Annotated in this window: 16 protein-coding genes; 2 read left to right on the forward strand and 14 right to left on the reverse strand. The window is 56.7% G+C overall.

What is annotated here, in order from left to right:
• Nucleotides 1–8 precede the first annotated feature (8 nt).
• Nucleotides 9–254 (forward strand): hypothetical protein, encoded by a 246-nt coding sequence (locus RQ935_RS08135; RefSeq protein WP_307742141.1) that lies wholly within the window; start codon nt 9–11, stop codon nt 252–254.
• Nucleotides 255–297: 43 nt separating this feature from the next.
• On the opposite strand, the gene RQ935_RS08140 is transcribed toward RQ935_RS08135, so the two are convergent.
• Complete coding sequence (locus RQ935_RS08140; RefSeq protein WP_311497937.1) at nt 298–993, reverse strand: response regulator transcription factor; 696 nt, start codon at nt 991–993, stop codon at nt 298–300.
• A 6-nt stretch (nt 994–999) separates the two neighbouring features.
• Entirely contained in the window at nt 1,000–2,166 is a 1,167-nt protein-coding gene (locus tag RQ935_RS08145; protein WP_311497938.1) for a histidine kinase, read from the reverse strand.
• 768 nt (nt 2,167–2,934) lie between these two features.
• On the opposite strand from RQ935_RS08145, the gene RQ935_RS08150 reads away from it, so the two are divergent.
• The gene (locus RQ935_RS08150) at nt 2,935–3,600 is read left to right on the forward strand and encodes a type IV toxin-antitoxin system AbiEi family antitoxin (protein WP_311497939.1); all 666 of its coding nucleotides are present in this window, start codon (nt 2,935–2,937) and stop codon (nt 3,598–3,600) included.
• A 169-nt stretch (nt 3,601–3,769) separates the two neighbouring features.
• Here the strand turns inward: RQ935_RS08150 and RQ935_RS08155 are convergent, their stop codons facing one another.
• The 12 genes from RQ935_RS08155 to RQ935_RS08210 all read right to left on the reverse strand — a co-directional run bounded on the left by RQ935_RS08155 (nt 3,770) and on the right by RQ935_RS08210 (nt 15,797).
• Entirely contained in the window at nt 3,770–4,450 is a 681-nt protein-coding gene (locus tag RQ935_RS08155) for an ATP-dependent Clp protease proteolytic subunit (RefSeq protein ID WP_399532312.1), read from the reverse strand.
• Between the two features lie 26 nt (nt 4,451–4,476).
• Complete coding sequence (locus RQ935_RS08160) at nt 4,477–5,085, reverse strand: ATP-dependent Clp protease proteolytic subunit (RefSeq protein ID WP_295028013.1); 609 nt, start codon at nt 5,083–5,085, stop codon at nt 4,477–4,479.
• 253 nt (nt 5,086–5,338) lie between these two features.
• Nucleotides 5,339–6,787 (reverse strand): trigger factor, encoded by a 1,449-nt coding sequence (gene tig, locus RQ935_RS08165; RefSeq protein WP_311497941.1) that lies wholly within the window; start codon nt 6,785–6,787, stop codon nt 5,339–5,341.
• Between the two features lie 141 nt (nt 6,788–6,928).
• Nucleotides 6,929–7,384 carry a DUF3052 domain-containing protein gene (locus RQ935_RS08170; RefSeq protein ID WP_311497942.1) on the reverse strand — a complete coding sequence of 152 codons (456 nt, stop codon included), beginning with the start codon at nt 7,382–7,384 and terminating at the stop codon, nt 6,929–6,931.
• An 89-nt stretch (nt 7,385–7,473) separates the two neighbouring features.
• On the reverse strand, nt 7,474–7,971 hold the full coding sequence (locus RQ935_RS08175) for a DUF3145 domain-containing protein (protein WP_297724341.1): 498 nt from the start codon (nt 7,969–7,971) through the stop codon (nt 7,474–7,476).
• A gap of 143 nt (nt 7,972–8,114) precedes the next feature.
• Nucleotides 8,115–8,609, reverse strand: coding sequence for a peptide deformylase (def, locus tag RQ935_RS08180; protein WP_311497943.1), 495 nt, complete (start codon nt 8,607–8,609; stop codon nt 8,115–8,117).
• Between the two features lie 30 nt (nt 8,610–8,639).
• Nucleotides 8,640–10,511, reverse strand: a complete 1,872-nt coding sequence (locus tag RQ935_RS08185; protein WP_311497944.1) for a proline--tRNA ligase — start codon at nt 10,509–10,511, stop codon at nt 8,640–8,642.
• A 95-nt stretch (nt 10,512–10,606) separates the two neighbouring features.
• Nucleotides 10,607–10,873, reverse strand: a complete 267-nt coding sequence (locus tag RQ935_RS08190) for a DUF3046 domain-containing protein (protein ID WP_311497945.1) — start codon at nt 10,871–10,873, stop codon at nt 10,607–10,609.
• Nucleotides 10,873–11,208: a helix-turn-helix transcriptional regulator gene (locus RQ935_RS08195; RefSeq protein WP_308536151.1), complete on the reverse strand. Its 336-nt coding sequence runs from the start codon at nt 11,206–11,208 to the stop codon at nt 10,873–10,875. Before RQ935_RS08195 ends, RQ935_RS08190 begins: the two co-directional genes overlap by 1 nt.
• Nucleotides 11,209–11,438: 230 nt before the next feature.
• A complete protein-coding gene (pgsA, locus tag RQ935_RS08200; RefSeq protein WP_311497946.1) occupies nt 11,439–12,038 on the reverse strand; it encodes a CDP-diacylglycerol--glycerol-3-phosphate 3-phosphatidyltransferase in 600 nt (199 codons plus the stop codon).
• 13 nt (nt 12,039–12,051) lie between these two features.
• Nucleotides 12,052–14,799 (reverse strand): DNA translocase FtsK, encoded by a 2,748-nt coding sequence (locus RQ935_RS08205; RefSeq protein WP_311497947.1) that lies wholly within the window; start codon nt 14,797–14,799, stop codon nt 12,052–12,054.
• 62 nt (nt 14,800–14,861) lie between these two features.
• A complete protein-coding gene (locus RQ935_RS08210; RefSeq protein ID WP_311497948.1) occupies nt 14,862–15,797 on the reverse strand; it encodes a PfkB family carbohydrate kinase in 936 nt (311 codons plus the stop codon).
• Nucleotides 15,798–15,800 lie beyond the last annotated feature (3 nt).

Below are 15,800 nucleotides of genomic sequence, written 5' to 3' on the forward strand. Positions count from 1 at the left end.
GGGGCGCGATGCCTGACGTAATAGCTTACTTATTCATTGGTCTGGGAGTGCTGTCCGGCCTGTCCATGGTCGTTTTTCGCAACAAAGCAAACGGTACAGCCCAGATTTGGACAATTCTACTAGCTCTGGCAATAATCATTGCCTTGGCGATCTTGAATTTCCTGCAAGTTCTGCCTCCTATCAGCAACGTGGCCATAATCTGCATCAGCCTGGGGGCAATAGTCAGTGTCTTCTCTAGGAAACCATCAAACTGATAGACCCGTGGCGCGGCGGAGAATTCCGCCGCGCCACGCGTTATTAAAATGAACCATTCTCGAAGGATTTCACAACGAGGAGCGATCGGCTTTCGCAGTTGGTGCGGGCTAGAATCTGAGACACATAGTCTCGCACCGTGTTTTCTTTGAGACCGAGCTTCTTGGCAATCGCCTTATTCGACAACCCTTCAATCAAAAGCTGATAGACCTTTCGGAGTTGTTTCGGAAGACCATTTACTGACTGAATAAAGGTTTCGTCATATATGGTCTGCAGAGGCTGGGCTCGCATAATATCCATCAAGGCCTCCGCCGGATTCTGACTCAAAACGGACTCCCCGCGCGAAACACGCCGTAAATCTTGGACAATCTCCGTTATCGGCGTATCCTTAGTGATAAACCCGACAGCTCCAGCTTTGATGGCTTCCATAACTGAAGGTCTCCGCCCGAAAGAGGTAAAGACCAAAATCTTAATTTTCGGGTGCTCACGCGCCAACCACGCGGTTGCCTCGATACCATCTACTGTCGGCATATCCACGTCCATTAGCACAACGTCAACAGTGTATTTATTCACCAGCTCCAATACCTCATGGCCATTCTTAGCAGTGTACACCACCTCTATATCTTCAAATGCACTCAAAGTTTCGGGAATAAGGTTACGCACCAAATCATCATCATCAGCCAAGAGCACGCGCAAAGGTCGCTCCAAAGCATCCGGATTTGGTTTCAGTTCGTTTTCCATACCTGTTTACCTCGTTTTCTTAGCTTCCTCGAACCGAGATGTACGCTCTATCGGGATTAGTGCCAAAATCATCCACAGTTTCCCATTTGATGAATAGTTCAGCCGACCGCCCCGTTCCGACAACAAGGCGGCAAGGTGTCCCAGTCCTTGCCTGGAACTCATTGTTTGGTTCACTACCACATTCTGGGAAACCTGGTTCGTGGATACCACCTGTAAGGCTTCATCAGTAAAATCACCTTCGATCCGTGCAAAAGTACCTTTTTCTGCATATTTGACGAGGTTGGTGGCAATTTCGCCGATAAAAATCTGGAGAATACCTAGTGATGTCTGGTCGAGAGTCTCTTCCACCTTATCCGGCAGTATGACGGTTAATTCTATGTCACAAGTTCTGGCCAATGAACGGGCATTTCCAACAGTTTCGCTCAGAGATATCACTTCACCGCTATTAGATTCGCCTTTCTTAAGTCCGCCAATCATCTCTCTAAGGTGCTTCATAGCCTGGCGTGACTCCGAGACAATCATCTCGATTTTTCGCTTGTTTTCGCTTTCATTGGAATTCAGAAGCCCATCACAAAGCATGACCACATGAGACAATTCCGCCACTGACTTGTCGTGTAAAGTGCTGGCAAGATTCTCACGTACCAATCCGATTGCACGTTCCTTGTCTCTTTGGGTTTCTTCAAGTTTCAGCCTAGCCTCTTCAACGGATTCCTCACGCGTTCTTAGAATCCACCCGATAAGAGCCGCAAAGAGAAGAGCAAACACATCGAAAGTTATTACACTAAGGAAATTTACCTTGGGATTGTATCCAAATAAATCTGTGACAATAATTAAAAGACCACCGACCACGGCAAGCCAATAATATTCTGTAAAAACAAAGTAGCCAATGAGCAGATAGACAAAGATAGACACCGCACCGACCGCCCAAGGAAGTGGAAGCATGGAGGCTATGCACTGGAAAACTATGAAGGTCAATCCAAACAGTCCCGGCCGCCAGGCAGTTAGTACCAGCAAAATAATGCCTGCAACTTCAAGAACCCAAGTGTGCCAGGTGAACCATACCGAGCCTCCAAGAAAGTCCCCTAAATCCATGCCAAGTGCAGCAACTGCACAGAGCACCACAGAAATCGGCCACAGACCGAGTCTGGTAAGAAAGTTGCGTTTTAACGGCACACGGTAATTTTAGAGCATCATGCCTAGCATTTTCCTAGTATTTTGAGGTGCCAAGGGCATGGTTTGTACAACACCGTGGATTTGCCAACATAAATCGGCTGACTCACTAGTGCAACATCCAGACCACGCAGATGTACACCAAATGGTGGCTCCGACAGGGGCACCACCCCAAAAGTCAGAGCACTAGCAAAGGTAACAAGAGCAATTTTACTTAGCACGGCTTTCTCCTTCATCAATCAGCCTCAATCCCACTAATGTGGGCTGGCAAACACGTTAGCGAATGAGGCAGCCTAAGAACACCCACAAAAGTACGTGGTTAACCCCAAGTTAAGTTCAAATCACATAGGCTGCAGTTACTTTTCGGGGACTAACTGAAGGATAAATATCATAAAAACCAAGGTGACTCGGAGGACGGTACTGTAACCCCCACGATTAGTTCCCCGTTTCGTATGTTTGCCCTGCTGTATTTCCCATCTCGTCGCAAGGAAAGCCGCGGGAAATATATTGAGCTGATTTATGACCCCCTGACAATGGCTTTGACGATAATCCTAACAGGCACATTCACTGTTGGAGTCAGGAAAATCATCAAAAAATGAAACGTTTATGCCACAGTTACAAAGGCTCGTCCGCCTAGGATAAAAACGCGCCGGCCCAAGCTAGCCGCACACCTTACCTGGTCAATCAGACCATATTCCAGCGCCTTTCTACGAATCCCCGTCTATAAAATACTAATATGCATTTTATTACCTTTATGGTAAGGTTTTATATATGGACGGGAATCGGGAGCCTATAACTAAGCCGCGTCGAGGTGGTTTACCAACCGCAATCGCACAGGCTCCTTTGCGCACGGTTCGCCCCGCGCAGCTGAGCGCGATATACGCAAACCCCAGCAAGGAGCTACTGCGACTGTATCGCCAGCAACTCGTGTATCGCTTGGGTTGCGGCGCCTATATCGGCATACCTGACGCACAAGTGGGAATTGCGTGGCAACCCAGTACCGTTGAGGCTGCAATGGCGTATGCCGCCAGTGTTTACGGTGAAGACGTGCCTATACTGGCCGGTATTGGTGCCGCGCGCTGGTGGGGGTTGATTCCTCGCGAGATGGGAACCTGCCCGATTCTAGTGCCGCGTCAGCACCGCAATGTGGCGCTCACGGGCGGGATTCAGGTATGTTTTTCTATCAGCCGTTATCACCTCCAGGACACTGAACTTGTCTCCTGCCAGCTGGGTCAATTTCGCGTGCAAACTCGAGAACAAAACTTGCTGGATTTGGTATCACATCCCGAGTGGGGGCAGGCTCCCTCTGAAGCCACCAACGCCGCCGAGGCACTCCTAGGACGGGTTAACACTCAGAAAGTCGCAAAATTAGCCAGAAACCAAAAACTCCAGTCCACCTGGAATCAGTTCTTTGAAAACTACAACGAAAAGAGGTGAGAAGATTGGCTGCCAGATTCCCCGCCCCGCGCTTCTGAACGGTGGGCACCTCAGGGCACAGTCTCAGTCCAACCAAGCCCAACCAAAGCCAACCAAGGCTAACCACAGCCATAAAATCACGTGGCTCCACGCTATCAAAGCGTGAAGCCACGTTTCTGGCAAGTCACAATTAACTCGAGCTGCCTTTGCGCGGCTCCAGCACCTGGTCAATCAGACCATATTCCAGTGCCTGGGGAGCCGTGAGAATCTTATCCCGGTCAATATCCTCGTGCATTTGCTCCACGCTGCGCTTGGAATGTTTCGACAGCGTTTCCTCCAGCCAGGCCCGCATCCGGTCGATTTCCTCAGCAATAATCGCCAAATCGGTGGCCTGACCCTGGGCGCCCTGAATGGCCGGCTGGTGGATCAGTACCCGCGCGTTGGGCAGCGCCAGACGCTTGCCCGGAGCACCCCCCGCCAGCAGCACCGCCGCCGCGGACGCCGCTTGACCCAAACAAACCGTCTGAATCTCGGGCTTGATGTATTGCATCGTGTCGTAAATCGCCGTCATCGCGGTAAAAGACCCGCCCGGAGAGTTGATGTACATGGTAATGAGCGAATCGGGATCCTGGCTCTCTAACACCAGCAGCTGCGCCATCACGTCATCGGCGGAGGCGTCATCGACCTGGTTGCCCAGGAACACAATTCGATCCTCAAACAGTTTCGCATAAGGGTCTTGGCGCTTGTAGCCGTAAGCCGTACGTTCCTCGAAAGTCGGCAGGATATAGCGCGCGCTGGGCAACGCCGGAGCCGCCCCCGCGGGGACAGACGCATTCGCGGGCGAAACCGCAGCAAATCCTGCCCCGGACATCCCTAAATCACCTTGATAATGCCTCATTACTCCCCCTTCTTCGAGCTCTGTACCGCGGCCGCGTTCTCTACCACCGCGTCAATAAAGCCGTATTCCAAGGCTTCCTGAGCGGTGAACCAGTGGTCACGGTCGGCGTCCCTGGTGATTTCTTCCAGCGTGTGACCGGTGCGCTCGGCGGTAATCTGAGCGAGTTCCCGCTTCATCGCCAGAATCAAATCCGCATTAATCCGCACTTCGGAGGCCGTTCCCTGGACACCGCCGAGAGGCTGGTGCATGAGGATGCGGGCGTGCGGAGTCGCGAAACGCTTGCCTTTCGTCCCGGCCGTCAACAGGAACTGCCCCATCGAGGCCGCCATTCCCATCGCCACGGTCACCACGTCGGGTTTCACGTACTGCATCGTGTCATAGATAGCCATGCCCGCGGTGACGGAGCCGCCGGGAGAATTGATATAGAGGTAGATGTCAGAATCCGGGTCCTCGGCCGCCAACAGCAGCATCTGGGCGCAAATCGCATTGGCATTTTCCTGGCTAACTTCATCGCCCAGCCAAATGATGCGCTCTTTCAGCAAGCGCTTATAAATAAACCCACCCGTGGGTACATCGGGCGTTTCTTCGTCGCGATTAACTACGGTCACGTTTCCTCCTCGCTTGGTTCACTTAACCCTAACGGAAAACCGCGCGTCCTTCGCGCTTCATTCCCCCGGTTTCGCTATGGGCTAATCCCGACTTTGGCCGGAGGCGTCCCCTGGCGGTGTCGGTCGGTTTCTTTCTGATTTATTCACAAGTCTCCCCCGGCGGGTTTTCCCTCACCTCGCCAGTGTGGGGGGCGACAATCGATAGCAAAAGGCGGGTTCCGGTCAGTACCGAAACCCGCCTCGCTCTCAAGAGTTACTTTTCCGCGGCGTCCTGTTTTGCCGGAGCCTTCTTTGCCGGAGCATTCTTAGCGGGAGCCTTCTTGGCTGGGGCTTTCTTAACCGGGGCTTTCTCAGCCGCTGCCTTCTTAGCGGGGGCTTTCTTTGCCGGGGCTTTCTTGGCCGGCTTTTCCTCAGTATCCTCGTCTTCCGCCGACTCCTGGCCGATAAATTCCTTGAGGTCGACGACCTTGCCGTTCGTGTCCTTGACCTCGACCTCTCCGAGGGCTGAGGCGATGGACTTGTTACGGGCGATTTCTTGGATAAATGCCGGAATCCGGTTGTTCTGTTCCGCATTTTGCAGCAGCATGGAGGGATCCATGCCGTAAGCCTGCGCGGTCTGGAGCACAAACTCGAGCAGTTCCTGCTGAGACACATTCATCTGGCGTTCTTCGGCCACCGCGTCCAAGATAATCTGTACCTTCAGATCCTGCTCGACAGCTTCCTGAGCCTTCTGTTTATCTTCCTCACTGGCATCCTCACCGACCTGCGCTGCCACGACCTCGTCCAAAACCCCTTGTGGCAACGGGAACTCCAGCTCATCGCGCAACTTTTCGACCAGCTTGTCACGAGCCGACATAGCCTGGGCTACGCGAGCCTGACGGTCCACGTTTTCCGCAAGTTCCTGTTTCAGTTCCTTAATGGTGTCGTGTTCGGAAACCATCATGGCGAACTCGTCGTCAGCTTCCGGCAAAACCTGTTCCTTCACGGAATCCACAGTGACGGTAACCTGGGCGGTTTCTCCCCCGTGCGGCCCAGACTTCAGCTGAGTCTCAAATGTCTTGGTTGCTCCGGCTTTCAGACCTTTCAAAGCCTCGTCCAGGCCCTCAACCAAACCGCCGGCACCAACGTGGTAGGAGGTCTGGTTCAAGGAATCGACCTCTTTACCGTCAATCTCAGTCTTAAGGTCCAGGGTAACGAAGTCGTCCTGCTTGACGGCACGCTCCACGGTTTTCAGAGTCGCAAAGCGGCGCCGCAAGTTGTCCAGCTCGGTGTCCAGGGCTTTCGGGTCGTCTTTAACCGCGTCAACTTCCAAGCTCAGCTTAGAAAAGTCCGGCAGCTCGACCTCGGGCCGCACTTCCACTTCCACCGTAAACTTCAAATCGCCGCCGGCTTCGCCCTCAATGTTGGGGGTATCGGTCACATCCACGTCAGGCTGACCCATCGGAGCAATCTTATGTTCCTGCACCGCCTTGCCGTAGTATTCCGGCAGCGCGTGATTGACCGCATCCTCAATAACCGCGCCGCGGCCGATGTAAGATTCCAACACGCGAGCCGGGACGCGTCCGCGACGGAAACCGGGAATGTTGACCTGCTTGGCGAATTCCTTGAAAACCTTGTCCATCTCGGGCTTGAATTCCTCGTAGGGAACCTCGATTGCCAACTTGACCTTAGTGGGGTTGAGGTTTTCAACAGTGCTCTTCACTTTGTCTCCAAAATCGTTTGTTCTTGCGGTCTGCCGGCCAGTCCGGTCCGCGTGGTTTTCATAAGCCCCTAAATCTTACGACATTAGCCCCTTTTTCTGAAACTTAGGGCCGGGGCGGGCAGGGTTTTATTACGGCTGATTTCAGCGGTTCGTGACGCGCGCCATGAGGCTGATTCCCAGCCAATCCGGGCTCACATGAGAGGAGGACATGACCCGCAGACCAGTGATTTTTGCGGCCTCCTCGACGAACTGGGTATCCACCGAGTTTGGCTTACCGGACACGGGGGTCATGACCCAAATCAGCCCGCCATCATCGAGGTTTCCAGACGCGTCAACTAATAAATCCGCCAAATCATCGACTTCGCCGTCTTCGGCACGCCACCAAATCAGCGCCCCGTCAGAGACATCCCCGTAATCTTCGTCTACCAGTTCGGTTCCCAGGAAGTCCTCAATGGCGTGACGCAGTGTCTCATCGACGTCATCGTCATAATAAAATTCTTGGACAATCGACCCCTTATCGAAACCAAGACCAGGCTGAGATTTGTTTGAGCGATCCTTTTGAGATTGTTCCGCGCGGGCGGAAGCATTGTTCGTCATAGTTTCAGGATATATGAAACCGAGCCTCCGTGGGGAATTTACACCGAATTTTCCCCGTAATGGCAACGTTGACAACCCCGAGAAAGGGCTCAGACGACCTTGTGCAGGTACTTCACCGGAGCGCCGACACCCGCCCAACGGTACGGTTCCAGCTCCTCGTCCCACGCGCGGCCCAAGGCTAAGTCCAGCTCACGGCGCATTTGCAACGGATTATCCGCGTGTTCCAACGCCGCTAAAATCCGACCTTCCGGCACCACCACGTTGCCCACGCTGTCGGTTTGCGCATAGAAAATTCCCAATTCAGGAGTGTGGGACCAGCGTCCGCCGTCAGTGCCGGGAGCCGCGTCCTCAGTCACTTCATATCGCAGGTGTTCCCAGCCGCGCAGGGCTGAAGCCAACTTGGCACCGGTTCCGGCCATTCCGACCCAGGAGAATTCGGCGCGAAAAAACGTCGGGTCAGCTTCTTGGACCGTCCAATCCAAACTGACTTCGGTGTTCAAAACCGTCCCCGCCGCCCACTCAATATGGGGACATAACGCCCTAGGCGCCGTGTGAATAAACAGGACACCTCGCGTGTATTGGTTCATGGTTACCTCCTGTTGTGTTTGAGGTTGAGCCACAGCTCAACAGGCCGGTGTTGCGGCTTCCCCTCCGAACACCGAACCACAACGAGGTAACTTATATTTCTATTATGCGCTAAACCGACCGCGGTTGCACGTCTATCTGGGGTCTACCAACCCATTTTCCGAATTTGCTGCAGCGCTTCCTTGCGGTATTTGCGTTCCAATCTGTCCAGGTACAAATGCCCCTCCAAGTGGTCGCATTCGTGCTGCAGGCAGCGCCCCATCAGTTCTTCGCCTTCTACCACCAGCGGTTTTCCGTCCAGGTCGATGCCTTCCACGCGGGCATACCAGGCGCGTTTCGTCGGGTAAAACAGCCCCGGCACACTCAGGCAGCCCTCGTCGCCGTCTTGGAATTCATCCTCGCTGGTAGCAACCAGTTTCGGATTTAAAACGTAGCCGACTTCCCCGTCGATGTTCCAGGAAAATGCCCGCAGGCTGACCCCGATTTGGTTCGCCGCCAACCCGGCGCGACCCTCCTCGTCCACGTTCTCTAACAGGTCCTCGACCAGCTGTTTCACGCCGGGGTCGCGCGGGTCTGTGATCCAGTCACAAGGGGTGCGCAGCACGGGATCCCCCACCACGCGTATCTCACGAAATGCCATGTTGACCTCTCTTTGCCGCCGCCCGGGCGCCTAGTTTTGATCCTTTTCCCACTGGTCAGGCTCTCCAATCAGCTCGGTCGAGCTGAGGGAAAAGGCCGTTTTTGCCGCCTCGCTCTCTATGGCCTGCAACAGTTCCTCCACACAAGTCTCCGGGGAGGTTTCCTCAGTTGTGCCCTCGCGGCGCTGGCGAATCTCGACCTTACCCTCAGCTAATCCCTTGCCCACGACCAGCGCAAAGGGCATCCCCAACAGTTCTGCGTCCTTGAACTTCACCCCGGCGGAAGCCTTCGGGCGGTCGTCATACAGAACCTCGATACCAGCCGCATCGAGTTCACGCGCGAGCTTTTCCGCGGTGGCAAAAATCTCTGGGTCTTTGCCGGTAGCCAGCACGTGAACCTGGAAAGGCGCGATATTCAGCGGCCACATCAGCCCCCTCTCGTCGTGGTTTTCTTCGGCAATGGCCGCCACCAGGCGCGACACACCAATACCGTAGGAACCCATCGTCACGACTTGTGCCTTACCGTTCTCGTCCAGCACGCTCAACCCCAGAGCTTTGGCGTACTTGCGTCCCAGCGCGAAAATGTGTCCGATTTCGATGCCGCGCTCCAACGTCAACGTCCCCGAACCGTCGGGAGCCGGGTCGCCTTCCAAGACTTCTGCGGCTTCGATGGTGCCATCCGCCGTAAAATCGCGCCCGCACACCAAGTTGAACACGTGCATCCCGGCCTGGTTGGCTCCCGTCACCCAGCGCGTGCCCGGAACAATCCGCGGATCGATCAGGTAGCGCGGGGATCCGACGGGATTGCCGTCCACGTCCGTAGTGCGTTTCGGTGAGTTCGGGCCGACGACCTGTGGGCCGATGTAGCCCGGCACCAAATCCGGGTAGGCTTCCAGGTCTTTGGCCTCCGCCATGCGCACGTCAGCGGGAGACAGGCTCGCCTCCAAGCGTTTCATGTCAACTTCGCGGTTCCCGGGCACGCCGATGACCAGGACTTCTTTGCGTCCGTCGGGATATTCGGCGACCACCACCACGTTTTTCAGCGTGTCGCTGGCTTCCCAAGGCCGGTCCGAGCGCGGATAGAGTTTGTTCGCCTGATCCACCAACGTTTCGATCGTGGTGGAGTCCGGGGTCGGCCGTACTTCCGCAGCGGGTGCGTCGTCATAAGGGAGGGGCTGTGGCGCGATGGTGGTGACGGCCTCCGCGTTAGCGGCGTAGCCTCCCGGGGACTTCACGAACGTGTCCTCGCCGATAGCGCAGGGGAACAGGAATTCTTCGGAGGCCGAACCGCCCATCGGACCACTCAAAGCGTGACAAATGACGTAATCCAACCCGATACGGGTAAAGATCCGCCGGTAAGCTCCGCGGTGCAGGGCGTAGGAATGTTCCAACCCCTGGTCCGTGAGGTCAAAGGAATAGGAGTCTTTCATCACGAACTCGCGACCCCGAATGATCCCCGCCCGCGGACGAGCTTCGTCACGGTACTTTTCCTTCATCTGGTACAGAATGACCGGCAGGTCTTTGTACGAGGTGTACAGGTCCTTTACCGCCAGGGTAAACATTTCTTCATGAGTGGGAGCCAGCAGGTAATCCCCGTCTTTCCGGTCTTTGAGCTTGAACAGCGAAGGGCCGAACTCTTCCCAGCGATTCGTCGCCACGTAAGGTTCGCTGGACAGCAACATCGGGAACTGCAGTTCCTGTCCTCCAATGCGGTTCATTTCTTCACGCACAATGTTTTCTACGCGCCGCAAGGTTTTCAACCCCAACGGCAGCCAGGTATAAATCCCTGGCGCGGCGCGGCGAATATAGCCCGCCCGCACCAGTAGCTTGTGGGACTCCACTTCGGCTTCTACCGGGTCTTCACGCAGGGTGCGGACAAAGAAAGAGGACATTTTTGTAAGCATTCCTCAACTTTACCGCGAAACCAGCTCAAAGATTAAAACCATCCCGACCTCGGGATTTGCCCGCTGAATAGCTGAGTTAGAGACGCGGGCCGCGGTTAGTGACGCGACGCGTGTAAATCCCGCCGGTGCCAGAACAGGTTTTCCTCCGTGTCCCGATCGGTGGCGCGCAGCAGGGCTTGCCACACCGCGAGGGGATCTGCGCCGCGCTCTAACGCCTGACTCGCGGTCATGCCCCATTCAGTCAGTACTTGGTCGCTGGCCAGAGTTTCACCTAAACCGTGTGGAAACACTTCAGCCAGCGCTTGCTTAAACTGGGAGCGCGTCATGCCGCGCTGCACCGGACCGCCCTGGAATTGAGGCATCAGGAAATTGGGGCGCAGTCGATGCTGTCCAGCAGCTCATCGGGAACCAGCTCGGGAACCACCACGCCCTCGACCACAGCTATCCGATCCGCAACTTCATGAAGCACGAAAGAAACCGGCGCTTCCAACGCATAACAGATGGAGGCCAGTAACTCGCTGGAGGCTTCCTTTTGACCGCGTTCCACCTCGGAAAGGTAACCCAACGACACCCGCGCCTTTGCCGAAACATCACGCAAAGTCAGACCGCGAGTTTGGCGCAGTTGACGCAAAACCTCACCGAGCTCACGCCGTAAAACAGGCGTGGAGGCTTTGTCAACTGGAGGATTGTGCATCATGGATTCAGAATACCGCTTTTTAGGCAGGCTTCGCACCCCCGCACGATTCACCGGCCTGACCGAACGCTCCGGGCTCATCCCCGGACGCAGCGCGTAAGGCAACTTCATGTTGGCAAAGGTATCTTTTTTGTTCATCACACTAAGTTTAACCAACTTTGTCAGGTTTTTATTCCCGCAAATCTCATCCCCGGGACTGATTGTCGCCCCAGCACAACGCCTCGGGAACGTGGCTAGTGTTGCTCAGCCGGGCGCAGAGCCTGGCGCACATAGTCAATCCCGGTGAAAACCGTAATGAACACGACCAGGACCGACAGAACTATCGCCAAGACGCGCACCACCGGCCACGCCGCGAGAACCAGGGCTTCCCACGGAATCAACAGCAGCAAAATCAACGCCATCTGGGTCACGGTCTTCAGCTTGCCGCCGCGGCTGGCGGGCATGACCCGCCCCCGACGCGCCAACACTAGGCGCATCAGGGTAATCCCCAGTTCCCGCACCAAAACCGGGACAGTCACCACCCAAAACACCGGCCAGTGCAGGCTGAGCAGCACGAATGCGCTGAGCACCAGGGCTTTATCGGCGATAGGATCCGCGAGTTTGCCAAAATCGGTGACCAGGTTCAGCTTTCGCGCCAGGGTCCCGTCCAATTTGTCGGTCGCGGAAGCCACGGCGAACACCACGAAGGCCCACACTTGTGCCTTCGTGGTCGGCACCAGCATCAACCAAATAAATACCGGCACCAAAATCAGGCGAATCACCGTTAGCACGTTGGCGATATTGAAGTTCGGCGGTGCGGCCGGCTGGGGCACGTCCTGCGGGTTTGCGGTCATGAATCCATCCTAGTCAGAAGGGCAAAGGCTCGGTGTCGTCCCCATCGTATAGCTCCTGGCGGCCCACGGGAGTCGCCGGGGTCGCCGGGTCAGCCGGGGTCGCCGGGTCAGACTCATCGGAAAAAGCCAACGTGGTGTCGAGCGGGCGGGTGTCGGCGTCGTCGGGTTCTGGGACCTGTTCCGAGGGCTCGCCCTCAGCAGAGTCGTCAAAAGGTTCCTCGGTGTCGTCTTCCGGTTCCTCTACTTCCGGTGGGAGGTCCGGCTCGGGCTCGGTTTCTCCGCGCAGCGTTGCCAGGACGCCGGGCAGTTCCTCGTTCGTGACCAGGACCTCGCGCGGTTTGGAGCCCTCCGAGGGACCCACCACGCCGTAAGTTTCGAGGATATCCATCAACCGGCCCGCTTTGGCAAACCCCTTGCGCAACTTGCGTTGAATCATCGACGTGGAACCGAACTGGGTGGAAACCACCAGCTCGGCGGCGGCCAGCACGTCGTCCAAGTCGTCGCCGATCTCTTCGGGAACCTTGGCTTCCTCGCTGCCCTGTTCGCTGGTGACGCCTTCGCGATACACGGGCTCCATCTGCGCCTTGACGTGGGCGACGACCCGCACAATCTCTTCCTCGGAAACCCAGGCTCCCTGCACCCGCTGCGGCTTAGATTCCCCGCTGGGCAGGTAGAGGGCATCGCCCTGACCGATAAGTTTTTCCGCCCCGGACTGATCCAAGATCACTCGGGAATCCTGGTTCGAGGACGTCGCGAAAGCCAGCCGGGAGGGCACGTTAGCTTTGATAATGCCCGTAACCACGTCCACGGAAGGACGCTGCGTCGCCAACACCAGGTGGATTCCCGCCGCGCGACCCAGCTGGGTAATGCGTTGAATAGAGGCTTCCACGTCCCGCGGCGCAATCATCATCAAATCGGCCAGCTCGTCCACCACGACCAGCAGGTATGGCATCCATTCCGGCTCGAAACGCGACTCGGGCAGCTTTTGCACCTTGCCAGCGCGCAGCGCCTGATTGAAATCGTCAACGTGACGGTATCCGTAGTTCGACAGGGTGTCGTAGCGCATATCCATCTCGTTCACGCACCATTCCAGCGCCGCCGCGGCTTTCTTTGCCGAGGTAATAATGGGCGTGACCAGGTGGGGAATCCCCGCGTAGGCGGTAAGTTCCACTCGTTTCGGGTCCACCAGAATCAACCGGACCTGTTCCGGGGTGGCTCGCATCATGATGGAGGTAATCATCGAGTTGATGAACGAAGACTTACCCGACCCGGTCGCGCCGGCGACCAGCAGGTGCGGGGTCTTGGCAATGTTCGTCAGGACGTAATCGCCCTCCACGTCCTTGCCGACCCCGGTGACCAGCGGATGAGTGAGGCGCGAGGCCGCTTCGGAACGTAGCACGTCACCGAGGTAAACGTTTTCGCGGTCCGCATTGGGGATTTCAATCCCGATAGCGGATTTCCCTGGGATGGGAGACAAAATCCGCACTTCCGGGGACGCCACCGCGTAGGCGATGTCTTTGGACAGTCCCTCCACTTTCGAGACTTTTTCTCCCGGACCGAGCGTGACTTCGTACTGAGTCACCGTCGGCCCGCGCGAAAAGCCGGTGACCTCGGCCGCGACCCCAAACTGTTGAAACACATCGGTCAGGGACTCGATGACGCGGTCGTTAGCCGGAGAACGCTTCACGTGTTCAGGCCCGACTTTCAACAGGTCGAGCGAGGGCAGGTGGTAGTCGATGTCGTGTCCCAAGCCGGTGTGGACGCGTTCCGGCAGGGTGTCCTTGGTTTTAGCAGACGGTTCGGGCGAGGGTGTCACCTCGGTCGGTTGACGCTCGGCCTTATGTCGCCCGGATTGTTTCCGTCCCGGCAAAAGTTCGGTGGCTCCGATCGCGGGCTCTGTCAGGGTCTGAGTCGCGTCGGGATCTGTGGGCTGAGCAGTCGGGGTCGCGTTCGGCTCCATAACCTTGGTTTCCTCCGCGTCTGACTGCGAACGGGGACGTTTCCAAGGCATTCGCGAGGGTGCCATGACTTCAGTAGCGCCGGTGAGGTCGACTACCTCCGACTCGTCATCGCTGGTGTCGCGGTCTGGGGACTGTCGGGAAAAACGCTGGCGAATCAGCGACACCAAGGTTGCCGCCGGGATTCCCCCGGCGATGAGGATTCCGATCAGCATCAGGATGACCAGCAGCGGGAACGCTCCCCACGGCGAAAACAGCACCCCGATGGGATGGCCGAAGAACCAGCCCAACAGCCCTCCTGCCGTCATGATTTCGGGGAAACCGGTGGAGGGCCAAGGCAAACCCTTGGCCACGTGGACCATTCCCGCCAGCGCCGCCAAGATAACCGAAAGTCCCACCAGAATCCGGGTTTCCCGCGAGCCGCGAAGCGCGGCGACTTCCGCGGCTTCTGCCTCGGTGACTCCGTCATTTTCCGGGTCAGGAAGGAAACGACCCCGCAGGAACAAACGTATGGCGAGGAACCCTAGAGCAAGGGGCAGAATGACCGCGAACACACCGAAAAGTCCCGCGAAAGTCAGGTGAATCACGTTCCCGGCCGTACCGGAAAGTCCAAACCATTCCCGCAGAGCGACCAAAATCCCCAGCGCGATGAGGCACAACCCCAAAATGTCGCGTTTGACTTGCGGGTCCAAAGCGGGGCGGGGCGGCTCATCCCGATTGCCCGGTCGGGCGGTTTTTCGGTTGCCTGCACCAGACCCGCGTTTCGACGGGCTGGTTTTCACTTGTTTTTTGGTCGCACTCATAGCGCTTTTAGGTTATCCGGGCGCAGGGTTTTTTTAGCGCTCCCACGCCGAAAAAGGTGGCATTACAGCCGCGAGTTTGCAACCAGAAAGTTATCAATTTGGGAAGCGGTGGGGATTCGGTAGTAGCCCCGCCGCCCCATCGCCAGCGAAGCGGCTGCATTGGCCCGTTCACAAGCCTGGTCCAGCGGTGTCCCCATCATGAGCGAGGCCAGCAGGACCCCGGTATGAGCCTCTCCGGCCCCGGTCGTGTCCACCAAGTCAGTGGGGTAAGCAGCCACTCCCCGCGGAATCTGCCCCGCAAATTCCTGAATAGCCGCCCCGTTTGCCCCGTCACGCAGCACCAGCACGGTTTCTGGTTTCACGTAACGGCGCAACACCTCGGCAATGGGACCGCGACCCAGTCGCATCCGCACCGTATCGGCCTGATGCTTATTCAAAGTCAGCAAATCCGCCCTTCCCAGGACTTTTACCATCACGTCCAAGTCGACTTCCCCGACCAACGGACCCCCCGCTATCGCGAGGAACAGATTGTCCGGCAGCCGTTCAATCCACTGTGTGAGAATCTCGGCGAGCTGGGGGTAAGCCAGGTCGTTGAGACTGGCAAAAACATAATCATTTTCCCGCAGATTTATTCCCGCTAAGTCGCGCGGGTCAGGCTCGACTTCGACGCCGGGGGACGTAATGACGCTGCGCACCCCTTCGGAATCTATGGCCGCTATCCGCAGCCCGATGTCACCCACAATTTCGCGGGAAAGCACCGAAATTCCTTCTCGTCCCAAGGAGTGACGGGCCTGAATCGAGTTCGGACCCGTTCCCAGGGGGGCCGTCACACAGGTGGCGACACCTTGCCGCGCTACGGTGGCAACCACAAAGAAACCTCCGGCCACGACCGCCCCTTCCATGATGGAGGCGCGGACTTCGGCACCCCGATCGGGCAGGTGATCAACCCGCAACGGTAGCTCCAGATTGATTGACTGGGTGGAAATGAAACGAGCCACGGC

The organism is uncultured Mobiluncus sp. (genome assembly GCF_963511525.1).
In the GTDB taxonomy this organism is placed as follows: Bacteria; Actinomycetota; Actinomycetes; order Actinomycetales; family Actinomycetaceae; genus Mobiluncus.

Excerpts from the sequence above, each read along its gene's own strand:
- RQ935_RS08135 (WP_307742141.1), top strand. The coding sequence starts at position 9 with ATGCCTGACGTAATAGCTTACTTATTCATTGGTCTGGGAGTGCTGTCC.
- RQ935_RS08140 (WP_311497937.1), bottom strand. The coding sequence starts at position 993 with ATGGAAAACGAACTGAAACCAAATCCGGATGCTTTGGAGCGACCTTTG.
- RQ935_RS08150 (WP_311497939.1), top strand. The coding sequence starts at position 2,935 with ATGGACGGGAATCGGGAGCCTATAACTAAGCCGCGTCGAGGTGGTTTA.
- RQ935_RS08155 (WP_399532312.1), bottom strand. The coding sequence starts at position 4,450 with ATGTCCGGGGCAGGATTTGCTGCGGTTTCGCCCGCGAATGCGTCTGTC.
- RQ935_RS08170 (WP_311497942.1), bottom strand. The coding sequence starts at position 7,384 with ATGACGAACAATGCTTCCGCCCGCGCGGAACAATCTCAAAAGGATCGC.
- RQ935_RS08175 (WP_297724341.1), bottom strand. The coding sequence starts at position 7,971 with ATGAACCAATACACGCGAGGTGTCCTGTTTATTCACACGGCGCCTAGG.
- def (WP_311497943.1), bottom strand. The coding sequence starts at position 8,609 with ATGGCATTTCGTGAGATACGCGTGGTGGGGGATCCCGTGCTGCGCACC.
- RQ935_RS08185 (WP_311497944.1), bottom strand. The coding sequence starts at position 10,511 with ATGCTTACAAAAATGTCCTCTTTCTTTGTCCGCACCCTGCGTGAAGAC.
- RQ935_RS08190 (WP_311497945.1), bottom strand. The coding sequence starts at position 10,873 with ATGCCTCAATTCCAGGGCGGTCCGGTGCAGCGCGGCATGACGCGCTCC.
- RQ935_RS08195 (WP_308536151.1), bottom strand. The coding sequence starts at position 11,208 with ATGATGCACAATCCTCCAGTTGACAAAGCCTCCACGCCTGTTTTACGG.
- pgsA (WP_311497946.1), bottom strand. The coding sequence starts at position 12,038 with ATGACCGCAAACCCGCAGGACGTGCCCCAGCCGGCCGCACCGCCGAAC.
- RQ935_RS08205 (WP_311497947.1), bottom strand. The coding sequence starts at position 14,799 with ATGAGTGCGACCAAAAAACAAGTGAAAACCAGCCCGTCGAAACGCGGG.